Source organism: Microcystis sp. M169S2 (assembly GCF_020245865.1).
GTDB classification, from domain to species: Bacteria; Cyanobacteriota; Cyanobacteriia; order Cyanobacteriales; family Microcystaceae; genus Microcystis; species Microcystis ichthyoblabe_A.
The window spans coordinates 1-13,175 of the sequence record NZ_JADBUB010000185.1 but is presented as its reverse complement, the minus strand read 5'-3'; the positions used below and the strand labels follow the sequence as shown (position 1 = coordinate 13,175).

The window sequence follows — 13,175 nt, the reverse complement described above, 5'->3', positions numbered from 1 at the left end:
TATAGAACGCCACTGGGGCAGCCTTGTCTATTTAAAAAAATAAATTTCATGAATGATTTGAATGAGCGAAAAACATTTGCTTTAACAACACCCCTTTATTATGTCAACGATATCCCTCACATCGGTAGTGCCTACACAACGATCGTAGCGGATGTTATGGCACGATGGCAGCGGTTACAGGGCAATTCTGTCCTCCTAATTACAGGAACCGACGAACACGGACAGAAAATCGAACGAACCGCGGCAGCCAAAGGACTCAATCCCCAGGAACACTGCGATCGCATTGCCACCAGTTTTGCCAATCTCTGGGCAAAGCTACACATCCAGTATGATCGCTTTAGTCGGACCACTGCCCCCCGTCATCAGGCAATTGTTAACGAATTTTTTGAAAGAGTCTGGGAAAAAGGCGATATCTATCTCGATCGCCAACAGGGTTGGTATTGCGTCGCCTGTGAAGAATTTAAGGAAAAAAGAGAACTGTTAGATAATGGCTGTTGTCCCATTCATACTAACCTAGCCGCCGAATGGCGTGACGAGGAAAACTATTTTTTCCGTCTCTCTAAATACCAAGCACAACTAGAACAACTTTACCGAGAGCAACCCGATTTTATTCAACCGGAAAGCCGACGTAATGAGGTTCTCAACTTCGTCAACCAGGGACTACAGGACTTCTCCATTTCTAGGGTTAATGTGGCTTGGGGGTTTCCCATTCCCCACGATGGTCAGCATACCATCTACGTTTGGTTTGATGCCCTTCTTGGCTATGTTACCGCCCTTCTCGACCCCGAAGACGAACCCACCCTAGAAAATGCCTTGGCCAAATGGTGGCCGATCGATCTGCATCTGATCGGTAAAGATATATTAAGATTCCATGCCATTTATTGGCCGGCTATGCTAATGTCGGCGGGTTTACCCTTGCCCAAAAGAGTGTTCGGCCATGGCTTTTTGACCAAAGACGGGCGGAAAATGGGCAAAAGTCTCGGTAATACCCTCGATCCCTTCGATTTGGTTGAGCGCTATGGGGCCGATGCCGTCCGTTACTATTTCGTCAAAGAGATTGAATTAGGACAGGATGGCGATTTTCAGGAAACCAGATTTGTTAATATTCTTAACGCGGATTTAGCCAACGATTTAGGCAACCTCCTCAATCGCACCCTAGGCATGGTTAAAAAATACTGCCAAAATATCCCTCCCCAGTTGACTGGCGTAGATATCCCCAACGATAATCGTCTTAAGAATATGGGGATCAATCTAGGGGTCATTGTTGAACAGAAGTATGATGCGCTACAATTTAATCAAGCCTGTGAGGAAATATTGGCGTTAATTCGCGCTAGTAACAAGTTTATCGATGAGAGTGCGCCCTGGAGTTTATTTAAACAGAAACAACAGGCAGCAGTAGAACAAGTCCTCTACGCAGTTTTGGAATCAGTAAGACTCTCTGCCTACCTACTCTCACCGATAATACCGACCTTGAGCAGTAAAATTTATCAACAACTAGGTTTTGTTATTGATTTTAATACTTTCAGGTCGGAGGATGGGGAAAACTTCCCTGATGGTGTCTCTTTTTCCCAACACTGTCAATGGGGATTACCCACAAATCCACAACTAGGAACACCTGAACCGATCTTTTCTAAACTAGAACTGCCGTTAAACGATTCCTAAGGGAATTTTTTGATAACTCTATTTTTTAAGGTCTGTTGTCCTTTGGGACACAACTGGCAAACACCCAACACTAAACTTTTAACAAACGAGGAAAAATAAAATGTTTGATGATTATGACACGGCCCCAGTCTTCACCCCCGAACAAGTGCTAGAAAATCGCGGTCGTGTGGCGATTTTCATCGATGGTTCTAATTTATTTTATGCGGCTCTGCAATTAGGTATCGAAATTGACTACACCAAATTACTTTGTCGTTTAACTGCTGGTTCTCGTCTCTTGCGTGCCTTCTTTTATACTGGAGTTGATCGCACTAACGAAAAACAGCAGGGATTTCTCCTCTGGATGCGTCGCAACGGTTATCGAGTCATCGCTAAAGATTTAGTACAATTGCCCGATGGTTCCAAAAAAGCCAATCTCGACGTGGAAATCGCCGTGGATTTAATGGCGCTAGTGGGTTCCTATGATACCGCAGTAATTGTCAGTGGTGATGGGGATTTAGCCTATGCTGCCGATTCCGTCAGTTACCGCGGTGCGCGAGTGGAAGTGGTTAGTTTGCGATCGATGACCAGTGATAGTTTAATTAATGTAGCCGATCGCTATGTTGATCTAGATCAAATTAAAGAAGAAATTCAAAAAACCAGCAAACATCACGTTAGTTATAATAATTTCCCCGTCAGCGTCTTAGACCAAGATCGTAGCAGTCGCTAGAAAAATTCAGCAAAAATCAAGTTTAAGGTGGGTAATTCCCACCTTTTTCAGTGATCAGTGATCAGTTATCAGTTATCAGTGATACTAAATCCGGTTATTAAAGACTGATTATTTATTCCATCTTTTGCCTCTTACCTATTGCCTTTTGCCTGTCCTGATATGTAGCCTATACTCAACAGATTTACTATCAAGCAATACTACTGCGTTTTCTCGCTTCCTTATAAGATGTTCCCACATCCTGTAAACCGACTTTAATCATCTGTTGTTCCAAAAGGGCAAAAAAACGCAAGCGATCGCCACCTTTAATCACCGCTAAATTGTGCGCTTCCGCTAAGGCGATCGGATAACCATAACCTTTTAACACCTGGGCCAGTAAAATACTCAAAGAGCGATCGAGTAATGCTCCCTCCTCCACCACCCAAGCAGGAACCTCTACCCTAGCGATTTCCGTCCCCACATGGAGATAACAGAAGTAAATGCGATGTTCATCCCCATAAAGATCGAGTATTTTCAAAGAACTGCGCCAAAAAGGACTTCTTTGCCCTGGTTCCAATAAATAACCCCAGAGAGAAGCATCCCGGAGAGGATCGACAACGCGACAAGGGGTTTTTTCTGGGTCTAAATCACCGCAATTGATCAAGCAATTGGGAGTATCATGGGGACAAGATTGTAAACGCAGGAAATTTAAGCTTTCCGTGCTACGAGAAGCACTAATATAACCTATAAGCGGGATTTTAGCCGATCGCAAATCGTCCCAAGACTGAAAAATCGGTGGCAAAATTAAATCTTTTGCTTCCGGGGGGAGACTATCGATAAACCAATAGATCAAAGAACCATCCACAAGGGCTAAATTTGGTTCATAATGGGCGCCGGGGGGTTTTACCCAACGAGTAGCCATTTCCGCTAACATTTGGCTTTCTAATACCGTCCGACGATAACTCATCCACTCATCGACGCGAATACCCCACTGTTTAGAAATGTAGAGGTCTTCTGATTTGTAATAGACTTCGGGAATGCTATCGAGGAGCGGGTGCAAATTTTGGCCATAGTGCAACATGATCCTACCGATATTAATTAGATAACAGTAGGCGATTTCGTGGTGAGAAGGGGCAATTTGGGAACCATCCGTGGCAAAAACGCTATGACTTTCGGGAGCGGGAAGGATAGTAACGCGGGTGTCGAGAGGTTCGATCGGTAGCGCGACAGAGAAAATTAGGCGATCGTGCCAGTTATGATAGAGTTCTAGCAGTTTTTCCTGTTGCTGTTGAGCCTGTTCTAAAAGAATTTTAGCCCTTTGCACTCGCTCGCGACTAGCTGTCACTTCCTGTTGAAAATGTTGACTGATCCCCGGCATTTTTGCCGCTAATTTCGCAAGATCCAGCATAACTATCCTCTCCCTGACTTTTTTTGATTTTATCGCAATTTCCTGTCTCTAATGCTAAATTTGTCAATTATTGCCAAATTTAGCATTAGTAATCTCCGCTTACAGCAGTTATCTTAATGGTGAGATAGGAAGTTTTCCTTTTGGGGAGTCGCTCGTCAATACCAAAAAGGAATTCTGCGTATTTAGACAATATTTCTCCTTAAGATCATTATAGTTTTGATAAGAAGTAATTTGCTCATGTTGCATTCTACCAACAATAATACCAGGGTGTATTCCTAGTTGTTCGGCAAATTGATTAATAGCTTTTCTATTCAGAGAATTATTGGCGATAAATCTCTGCCAATCTCTGGGAGCAATTAAGAAATTAGCCGCAAAAACATCCGCCTCTTTTTCTTTAATTGTATCTTGAATATCTTGCCCCTCTAAAAATAAAGTTCGTTTCCCATGTAATAAAATATGACCAGCTTCATGAAAAAAAGAAAACCAAAAATGATCATTTGTTTTGTATCGATCGCTCAATTGAATTAAAGCTCTGTGAGAACCTAACCAACGGGTAGCACCGTGTACCATTGTTTTCGGAAGTTCAGGGACAAAGGCTAAGGCAACCCCCGCTGCCGCACAAAGCTCGATCATTTGCGGTTGAAATACCTCGATAGACTTAATAGTTAACGAACGAATTTGTCGCAAGGCATCTCTGAATTTCAACTCGTTGTAATCAGCACAATTAATTTTCGATGCTTCTATTTCTCCTTGACGTAACCATGCTGTTATTGCCCCTCGATCGCTATCAAATGCCTGAGACTTTCTAAAATCAATCGATAAATTTATCCCCCAAATCTCCTCCCATTGCTCAGGGGAGACAACGGCAAAAAAATTCAAGCTCTCTCGTAATTGCTCTATTTTATCCTCATCAAACTTGAGCCAGCCTAATTCAGTCATCTGGCGATAAGGAATTTGTTTTAACCATCCTAAATAACCTTTTAATCTTTGATTCTCATTTTTTCTCGCTAAATATTCCCGATAAAGTCTTTCGCGCTCTATCCAGAAACTGGCGGGAGTTCCTAACACTAACTGTATCTGTAAGGCGGTATCGATAGTAATCTCCGCTTTACCTTTTATTATCTCATTGATAGTCTTTTTTGGTCTGCCCATGCGTTGGGCGAGTTCCGATTGAGACATATTTCTTTCTTCTAGGATTTCGGCAAGGGTTTCTCCCGGTGGAGAAATAAAATCCGGTGCATATCTGTTCTCAATAGTATTAGTCATGGGTGTCATCTATGCCAATAATTACGACTGCGGTTACTTTCTTCCAATCAATTCCCCCGTCTGCTTTTTGAGGAATCGGTATATTAGCTGGCTCAAAAATTAGTCTGAGAGGATGAACTAAATCTAGAGATAGTTGTCCAGCACGGTTATGTAACAATTCGTGGCAACGTCCCGGCAGCGATCGCATTTCCTCCAGGACAATAACTGCTTTTAAGTCGTCGAGTCTTTGCCTGATTTTCTTAGCCATCTTCTCTCCATACTGTTTTTTCAGTAGTCTTTGGCTATTGCATTCGTTCTCAAATTTTTTTTCCTTAAATACAATATCCATTGTAGATGACCCTTGTAATATTGTTAACCTCAAAGGTTAACAATATTTTATGGCAGCACACCTGGGTTGCATCCAGTACAAACGCTCTAAATATATCGTTAAGAGCTAATAGTCTAGACACCAGTTCTGAAAATGAGGTTAGCTAGAGACAGTTTTTCAGATATTAGCCGATTAATCAGGTGATAATTATCGCTAAAATCGCACTATCAAGCCAAAACAACGAAGCTGTAATTTTATCGCCTAATAACGCCCGAATTGAGTGCCGCATCCGCCCAAGAAAAAGACAATCTCTAACATCTAAACCGAAGAAAAGCACAATCGCGGACTTGACAACAACAGCAACAATTTGCTATAATGACCTTTTGTCAACGATTTGACCTTCGGTAATAGGAGTTCAGAGTAACCTTAGATACAGCCCTATCATGCCCACCATTCAGCAATTAATACGCGACGAAAGATTCAAAGCGAAAAGAAAAACCAAATCTCCCGCCCTCAAACAATGCCCCCAACGTCGGGGAGTTTGTACAAGAGTATATACCACCACACCGAAAAAACCCAACTCAGCCCTACGGAAAGTGGCTAGGGTACGTTTAACCTCTGGATTTGAGGTGACAGCCTACATCCCGGGCATCGGTCATAACCTGCAAGAACACTCGGTCGTCCTCATTCGCGGCGGTCGGGTCAAAGATCTACCCGGAGTCAGATATCACATCATTCGCGGCACCCTCGATGCCACCGGGGTGAAAAACCGTCAAAAGGCGCGGTCCAAGTACGGAACCAAACGCCCCAAACCCGCCGCTAAATAAACAGGGAATTGATTAACCAAAAAAATACTCCCACCGAGTCGGTCAAAGTTAACCCAAGAGACTGAAAACTCGCAGGAGAGGGTTTGAGATGGGCTGTAATCATCCGACTGTCAAGCAAAAGTTAAAGTTAACCTAGAAAATTCAGGAATATTCCGATGTCTCGCCGTAAAAACGTCAAAAAACGTCCTATTCCCCCCGATCCCGTTTACAATAGCTGTTTAGTCAGCATGACCATCCGCCGGATCATGCGCTCGGGCAAAAAATCCCTAGCCGCTAATATCGTTTACGATGCCCTGAAAACCGTCGGCGAACGTACCGGCCAAGAACCCCTAGAAGTATTTGAAAAAGCCGTTAAAAACGCCACCCCCCTAGTGGAAGTGAAAGCCCGCCGGGTCGGTGGAGCCACCTATCAAGTCCCGATGGAAGTACGCAGCAATCGCGGTAGTACATTGGCACTACGTTGGTTAGTCCATTATGCCAGAACCAGAGGCGGCAAAACCATGGCTGGTAAACTAGCCAACGAGATCATGGATGCAGCCAATGAAACCGGCGGCACAATCAAAAAACGGGAAGAAACCCACCGGATGGCAGAGGCAAACAAAGCCTTTGCCCACTATCGTTACTAAGAAAGATACTTTAAAGATACTTTAAGGGCGGTGGACTGCACCGCTGCCGCCAAAAAACTGTCAAGAAAAGTATAGAATTGTAAATAGTGTAAAAAATCCTAGAACAAAATCCCATCACTGGCAAGCAAAGCAAGGAGGTTGCTGTGGCACGGACTATCCCGCTAGAGAGAGTGCGAAACATCGGAATCGCCGCTCACATAGACGCGGGCAAAACAACGACAACAGAAAGAATCCTGTTCTACACGGGAGTCGCCCATAAACTGGGCGAAGTCCACGACGGAACGGCAATTACCGACTGGATGGAACAGGAACGGGAGCGAGGAATCACCATCACCGCCGCCGCCATCAGTACCAGTTGGCAAGATCATCGCATCAACATCATTGACACCCCCGGTCACGTCGATTTCACCATTGAAGTGGAACGTTCCATGCGGGTACTCGATGGCGTGGTGGCGGTTTTCTGCTCTGTTGGTGGTGTACAACCCCAATCGGAAACCGTCTGGAGACAAGCCGATCGGTACAAAGTACCCCGGATTGCCTTTATCAACAAGATGGACAGAACGGGAGCGAACTTCTTCAAAGTTTACGAACAATTAAGAGATCGCCTTAGAGCTAACGCCGTTCCCATCCAAATGCCGATCGGCGCAGAAAGCGAACTGAGCGGGATCATCGATCTCGTCAAGATGCGCGCCTATATATATAAGGACGATCTGGGCAAAGACATAGAAGAAACCGACATTCCCGAAGACTTATTGAAAAAGGCCGAAGAATTCCGCGTACAGCTGGTGGAGGCTGTAGCGGAAGCCGATGAAGAACTCCTAGAAAAATATCTAGAAGGTGAAGAACTCACCGAAGCCGAAATCAAACGCGGTCTCAGGGAAGGGACAATCGCTGGTACAATTGTTCCCGTCCTCTGCGGCTCGGCTTTCAAAAACAAAGGGGTACAACTGCTCCTCGATGCCGTGGTAGATTACCTACCCTCGCCCTCGGAAGTAGCCGCCGTTAAAGGGATTCTTCCCGATGGCAGCGAGACAATCCGGGAAGCTAAGGACGATGCTCCCTTCTCTGCTCTCGCCTTCAAAATCATGGCCGATCCCTTCGGTCGTTTAACCTTCCTGCGGGTCTATTCCGGTGTACTAGCCAAAGGCAGCTACGCCTACAATTCCACCAAAGGAACCAAAGAACGGATCGCTCGCCTGATCGTCCTCAAATCCAACGAACGGATCGAAGTGGATGAACTGCGCGCCGGTGATCTAGGGGCGGCGATCGGACTGAAAAACACCATTACCGGGGATACCCTCTGTGATGAGAAAAACCCAGTTATCCTAGAATCCCTCTTTATCCCCGAACCGGTGATCTCTGTGGCGGTGGAACCGAAAACCAAACAGGACATCGAGAAACTCAGCAAAGCTCTGCAAGCTCTTTCCGATGAGGATCCCACCTTCCGGGTCAAAGTTGATCCCGAAACCAATCAAACGGTAATCGCCGGAATGGGAGAACTGCACCTGGAAATTCTCGTTGATCGAATGCTCCGGGAATACAAAGTCGAAGCAACGGTGGGCGCTCCCCAAGTTGCCTATCGGGAAACCGTCCGCAAACCTGTACGGGCCGAGGGTAAATTTATCCGTCAAAGTGGCGGTAAAGGACAGTACGGCCACGTCGTCATCGAACTGGAACCGGGTGAACCGGGATCTGGCTTTGTCTTCGTCTCCAAAATTGTCGGTGGTGCTATCCCCAAAGAATACATCAACCCGTCAGAACAGGGGATGAAAGAAGCTTGCGAATCGGGGATCGTCGCGGGTTATCCCGTCATCGACCTGAAAGCAACCCTAGTAGATGGTTCTTTCCACGATGTGGACTCCTCCGAGATGGCCTTTAAGATTGCCGGTTCCATGGCGATCAAAGAAGCGGTGATGAAAGCTACCCCCGTTCTCCTAGAACCGATGATGAAGGTGGAGGTGGAAGTACCCGAAGACTTCATCGGTAACGTCATCGGTGATCTTAACTCCCGTCGGGGACAAATCGAAGGTCAAGAAACCGAGGCCGGCATCGCCAAAGTGTCCGCTAAAGTTCCCCTAGCGGAAATGTTTGGTTACGCCACTGATATTCGCTCCAAAACCCAAGGACGGGGCATCTTCACCATGGAATTTAGCCATTACGAAGAAGTCCCCCGCAACGTGGCCGAGGCGATTATCACCAAAAGTAAAGGGAACGGCTAATCAGTGACCGGTGAGCAGTGAGCAGTGGGAATAAACCGATCATTTAAATTTGATCGGTCAACCCTAATAACTGCTAACTTAAAACTGATCTCCGGTGACTGATTAATGTTCACCCACCTGAAGAAGAAAAAAAAACAAAGGAACAGAAAGTAAATGGCACGCGCTAAATTTGAACGGACGAAACCCCACGTTAACATCGGTACGATCGGTCACGTTGACCACGGCAAAACTACCCTCACCGCCGCCATCACGATGACCCTAGCGGCTCTGGGTAATGCCCAAGCTAAAAAATACGATGAAATCGATGCCGCTCCCGAAGAAAAGGCTCGCGGGATCACCATCAACACCGCTCACGTTGAGTACGAAACCGCTGATCGCCACTATGCACACGTGGACTGCCCCGGCCACGCGGACTATGTAAAAAACATGATCACCGGTGCGGCACAGATGGACGGTGGTATTCTCGTGGTCTCGGCCGCTGATGGCCCGATGCCCCAAACCCGGGAACATATCCTGCTGGCTCGTCAGGTGGGGGTTCCTAACCTGGTGGTCTTCCTCAACAAAAAAGATATGGTGGACGATGAGGAGTTACTGGAACTGGTAGAACTGGAAGTGCGCGAACTTCTCACCAGTTACGACTTCGCTGGCGACGATATCCCCATTATTGCCGGTTCTGCGAAAGAAGCCCTCGACTACATGACCAAAAATCCCAAGGCCCAAAAAGGTGATAACGAGTGGGTGGACGCAATTTATGAATTAATGGAAGCGGTAGATAGCTATATCCCCACCCCTGAACGGGATATCGATAAACCCTTCCTGATGGCGGTAGAAGACGTATTCTCGATTACTGGTCGGGGGACGGTGGCTACCGGTCGGATCGAACGCGGTATTGTGAAAGTGGGTGATAACGTGGAATTGGTCGGGATCAGAGAAACTCGCCCCACCACCGTCACCGGGATTGAAATGTTCAAGAAAAGTCTTGACCAAGGGATGGCCGGTGACAACGCTGGTATCCTCCTGCGTGGTATCCAAAAAACCGACATCGAGCGCGGCATGGTGATCGCTAAACCGGGTACAATCAAACCCCACACCCAGTTTGAAGGTGAGGTGTATGTGTTAAGTAAAGAAGAGGGTGGTCGTCACACTCCTTTCTTTAAAAACTATCGTCCTCAGTTTTATGTGCGGACAACCGACGTAACTGGCACTATCCAAGACTACACCGCCGATGATGGCAGCAGCGTAGAAATGGTCATGCCGGGAGACCGGATCAAAATGACCGTGGAACTGATCAACCCGATCGCGATTGAAGAGGGTATGCGCTTCGCTATTCGCGAAGGTGGTCGTACCATCGGTTCTGGCGTTATCTCGAAAATTATTAAGTAGGCTAATCTACTAATTAATGGGGCAGTTAATGACAAAAAACTGCTCCGTTACTGTCTTTATTTTGTACCTTGACAATTGCAATAGGTGAAATTATGGCTACGTTACAACAACAGAAAATTCGCATTCGTTTGAAAGCTTTTGACCGGCGCCTACTCGATACTTCCTGTGAGAAGATTGTCGATACTGCCAATAGAACTAACGCCACGGCGATCGGACCGATTCCCCTACCGACAAAAAGAAAGATTTATTGTGTCCTGCGTTCCCCTCACGTTGATAAGGACTCCCGTGAACATTTTGAAACCCGCACCCATCGCCGCATTATTGATATTTACCAACCCTCTTCTAAGACAATCGATGCTTTGATGAAATTAGATTTACCCGCAGGGGTTGATATTGAAGTTAAATTGTAAAAAATGCCAAAAAGATGTTATCGCTAACATCTTTTTTTTTAGAGACTCTTTGTTATGGTGTTTCTCGTCTAGTTTTTGTGGACGAGAATCGCTATTAGATACCCCAGCAGCCCATCAAGGTGGCGGTTGCTCTTTAAATAGGGTTGGCTGAATAAATCTAAAAACCTTGTTGGTACTTAAGACTTTTAGACTTTTTTGACCTCAAAAAGTGCCAGCCATTGGAGGGATCGGGGCGAAAATTCAGGTACTTTTTCCCTGAAAATTAGGTAATTGACCGTCTGAAAATGGGTAAAACCCCACACCCCACACCCTGCCCCCACGAAAAACTTTTTCAGCAAACCCTAAATATTGATACTATTGGGGATGCGAGAGGGTTTCAGGAAAATATAAGGCGTAAATCGGGTTAAATTGCGCCGATCGATCTGATTTTCGATCGCTTTTAATTTAGCTTGGAAAACCGCCAAAATCGGGTAAGTGCGTTGATCTGGGAAAGCACTTCGGGATGGATAACCAAAACGGTTAAATTGAAAAGCTGTTAAAGTCTGCATAATTTCCAATTGATAAGCGGCCTGGGCCTGGGGCGGCAAAAGACGGAGAATATAATCTATATCCACCTCTTCAGCTGCTTTGGGAGGGGATTGATAACCCGCTAGGGGAATATTCGGGCAAAAGGCGAGATAATCGTATTGAGGATAATTAACCGCCGCGTGTTGTGGTCCGGCCACAAAAATTATCTGGGTGACAACTTCGACTAATTTGGCTAAAGTGTCTAATTGTCCGTCAAAAACTAATTTTTTGATGCCTCCACCTTCAGGTGACATCAATTTTCGCGCCCAAGCTTGTAATTCTGTATCCCCGTTTACATCCGCGTCGGAAGTATAGTAAAGACTTAGGTAATCTTTGACGTAGGTTTCCGTTGCTTGCCAAAGTAAGAGAGCATCGTCTCGGTAGGGGTAATCTGGTAGTAGCGAGGTATCCTGGACTTGGCGCAATGCTAATTCCTTTGGTAGGGCATAATCGGCGAAATTATCTAATCTTTGACGATAGGAACTCTTAATTAGCTCGATCGATGCTTCTAGCGTCCCCGCTAATAGACGATCAACAAATCCGCCGGGGTTAATTAACTCGCTCTCGGCTAAACTATTAATGGCGAGGGTAAATTGAAAATGAGGTCTTAATAGAATTGCCAGAGGATGATTGAGTGCTAACTCGGTAGCTGTGGCTAAAACAAAAGCTTCCGCTACTAAATGGGTATGGCTGAGGTGACTAACTAATTCATGGTGGTTTCCGTCGGCAATTTGCACGAAAATCTTCGCCATTAACCAATTAAGTCCGTCATCGGGGGTATAGATGCGCTGATTAGGTTGGGTCGGATCTTGATACAATTGAATGGCAACTGGTACTAATCCCCCTTGACCGCGTAAACCTCTAGCACGCCAACAGAAAAGGACAAGAGGTGCTGTCACAGCTTTCATCCCCCGTTGATAACTGCCTAAAGTTAGGTTGTTTAGGGGTGCATAATCTGCTAGAAATAAGTTACCCTTAGCGGCTTCCGAGGCAATGGTTTTATCCGGTCCCATGGCTTTTTGGAAGATAGTATCGCTGACGGGGAAATTATTTGGTAAGCTGCTAATCCCGCGAATTACCATGGGATTTGCTCCCGCTAATCTTTGGTAGGCAAAACCTGTGTTAGATTGCCAAGTTTTAATGCTTGTGGGTTTGGGAAGGATAGGAAAAAGTTCTTCGTAATCTTCTAATTTGTCGAAGGGATCAAAGACATTTTCTATTCTCGTGGCTACGCCATTGGCAATTAAAGCACTGAAACCTTTACCCCGCATTACTTGATAGGAAATAGAAAAGTTTTCGTGGGTAGGTAAATCTTTGACGAGGGTGATACCATTAACGGAATCATAAATGTACACTTGTTTTTGTCGTCTTAATAGATCTTGTCTTTTGACTGGATCAGAATCATTTTTTGGGAGCGATGGTGTCAGCAAAGTAACTCCTTGTCTAAAAAATTAGAACTTAAAAATTTTGGTCTTTTTCCTGGCACTAATAGGCTAGTCAAGGTAAGGAATTACCTCCAACAAAAGGGTCTTTTGAGGTAAATTACTGGCTAGATATAGTGCCATCTATTATATACAGTTATAACTGGGTTAGATTCCCGAAATATTGCCTCTGTTTGCAAAACTTAATATATTAATTCTCGCACCTATGAGGTGCAAAGTTACTGGTTTGAGGTTGGGGAGATTGGCTCTTCTAGGTTCTGTGTGAGCATGGTATAATAGTAACACAGAACAGGAGGTGGGTTATGTGGATAAATTTTGATCAACTCCTCGATTTACCAAATGTAACAGTGGTCAATTATCAAAAAATTGATGAGAC

The 13,175-nt window shown here is 45.3% G+C and carries 11 protein-coding genes; 7 read left to right on the top strand and 4 right to left on the bottom strand.

The annotated features are described in order from the left end of the window. Positions 1 to 48 precede the first annotated feature (48 nt). Together metG and IM485_RS17595 are read left to right on the top strand one after the other, a co-directional pair. Positions 49 to 1,662 (top strand): methionine--tRNA ligase, encoded by a 1,614-nt coding sequence (gene metG, locus IM485_RS17600; protein WP_287744668.1) that lies wholly within the window; start codon positions 49 to 51, stop codon positions 1,660 to 1,662. A 100-nt stretch (positions 1,663 to 1,762) separates the two neighbouring features. Next, positions 1,763 to 2,368 carry a LabA-like NYN domain-containing protein gene (locus IM485_RS17595; RefSeq protein ID WP_002743578.1) on the top strand — a complete coding sequence of 202 codons (606 nt, stop codon included), beginning with the start codon at positions 1,763 to 1,765 and terminating at the stop codon, positions 2,366 to 2,368. A gap of 187 nt (positions 2,369 to 2,555) precedes the next feature. On the opposite strand, the gene IM485_RS17590 is transcribed toward IM485_RS17595, so the two are convergent. From IM485_RS17590 to IM485_RS17580, 3 genes are all read right to left on the bottom strand, one after another. Further along, positions 2,556 to 3,752, bottom strand: coding sequence for a DNA double-strand break repair nuclease NurA (locus tag IM485_RS17590; protein ID WP_104398125.1), 1,197 nt, complete (start codon positions 3,750 to 3,752; stop codon positions 2,556 to 2,558). A gap of 108 nt (positions 3,753 to 3,860) precedes the next feature. Then, positions 3,861 to 5,018, bottom strand: coding sequence for a HigA family addiction module antitoxin (locus IM485_RS17585; protein WP_104398124.1), 1,158 nt, complete (start codon positions 5,016 to 5,018; stop codon positions 3,861 to 3,863). Next, complete coding sequence (locus tag IM485_RS17580) at positions 5,011 to 5,346, bottom strand: type II toxin-antitoxin system RelE/ParE family toxin (protein WP_002800095.1); 336 nt, start codon at positions 5,344 to 5,346, stop codon at positions 5,011 to 5,013. The genes IM485_RS17585 and IM485_RS17580 overlap by 8 nt, the downstream gene beginning before the upstream one ends. 422 nt (positions 5,347 to 5,768) lie before the next feature. Here IM485_RS17580 and rpsL point away from each other — a divergent pair, with 422 nt between their 5' ends. The 5 genes from rpsL to rpsJ all read left to right on the top strand — a co-directional run bounded on the left by rpsL (position 5,769) and on the right by rpsJ (position 10,790). After that, positions 5,769 to 6,152, top strand: a complete 384-nt coding sequence (gene rpsL / locus IM485_RS17575; protein ID WP_104398123.1) for a 30S ribosomal protein S12 — start codon at positions 5,769 to 5,771, stop codon at positions 6,150 to 6,152. 155 nt (positions 6,153 to 6,307) lie between these two features. Beyond that, positions 6,308 to 6,778, top strand: a complete 471-nt coding sequence (rpsG, locus tag IM485_RS17570; protein WP_002758831.1) for a 30S ribosomal protein S7 — start codon at positions 6,308 to 6,310, stop codon at positions 6,776 to 6,778. A 143-nt stretch (positions 6,779 to 6,921) separates the two neighbouring features. Further along, the gene (gene fusA / locus IM485_RS17565; protein ID WP_104398122.1) at positions 6,922 to 8,997 is read left to right on the top strand and encodes an elongation factor G; all 2,076 of its coding nucleotides are present in this window, start codon (positions 6,922 to 6,924) and stop codon (positions 8,995 to 8,997) included. Between the two features lie 153 nt (positions 8,998 to 9,150). Then, entirely contained in the window at positions 9,151 to 10,380 is a 1,230-nt protein-coding gene (tuf, locus tag IM485_RS17560) for an elongation factor Tu (RefSeq protein ID WP_287744662.1), read from the top strand. Positions 10,381 to 10,472: 92 nt separating this feature from the next. Beyond that, entirely contained in the window at positions 10,473 to 10,790 is a 318-nt protein-coding gene (gene rpsJ, locus IM485_RS17555) for a 30S ribosomal protein S10 (RefSeq protein ID WP_002800099.1), read from the top strand. A gap of 341 nt (positions 10,791 to 11,131) precedes the next feature. Here rpsJ and IM485_RS17550 read toward each other — a convergent pair whose 3' ends face one another. Next, positions 11,132 to 12,712 (bottom strand): lipoxygenase family protein, encoded by a 1,581-nt coding sequence (locus IM485_RS17550; RefSeq protein WP_238142101.1) that lies wholly within the window; start codon positions 12,710 to 12,712, stop codon positions 11,132 to 11,134. Positions 12,713 to 13,175 lie beyond the last annotated feature (463 nt).

What these genes read in the sequence shown, in the direction of transcription:
- rpsJ (WP_002800099.1), top strand. Translation starts at nt 10,473, where the DNA reads ATGGCTACGTTACAACAACAGAAAATTCGCATTCGTTTGAAAGCTTTT.
- IM485_RS17580 (WP_002800095.1), bottom strand. Translation starts at nt 5,346, where the DNA reads ATGGATATTGTATTTAAGGAAAAAAAATTTGAGAACGAATGCAATAGC.
- metG (WP_287744668.1), top strand. Translation starts at nt 49, where the DNA reads ATGAATGATTTGAATGAGCGAAAAACATTTGCTTTAACAACACCCCTT.
- rpsL (WP_104398123.1), top strand. Translation starts at nt 5,769, where the DNA reads ATGCCCACCATTCAGCAATTAATACGCGACGAAAGATTCAAAGCGAAA.
- IM485_RS17585 (WP_104398124.1), bottom strand. Translation starts at nt 5,018, where the DNA reads ATGACTAATACTATTGAGAACAGATATGCACCGGATTTTATTTCTCCA.
- IM485_RS17595 (WP_002743578.1), top strand. Translation starts at nt 1,763, where the DNA reads ATGTTTGATGATTATGACACGGCCCCAGTCTTCACCCCCGAACAAGTG.
- rpsG (WP_002758831.1), top strand. Translation starts at nt 6,308, where the DNA reads ATGTCTCGCCGTAAAAACGTCAAAAAACGTCCTATTCCCCCCGATCCC.
- IM485_RS17590 (WP_104398125.1), bottom strand. Translation starts at nt 3,752, where the DNA reads ATGCTGGATCTTGCGAAATTAGCGGCAAAAATGCCGGGGATCAGTCAA.
- tuf (WP_287744662.1), top strand. Translation starts at nt 9,151, where the DNA reads ATGGCACGCGCTAAATTTGAACGGACGAAACCCCACGTTAACATCGGT.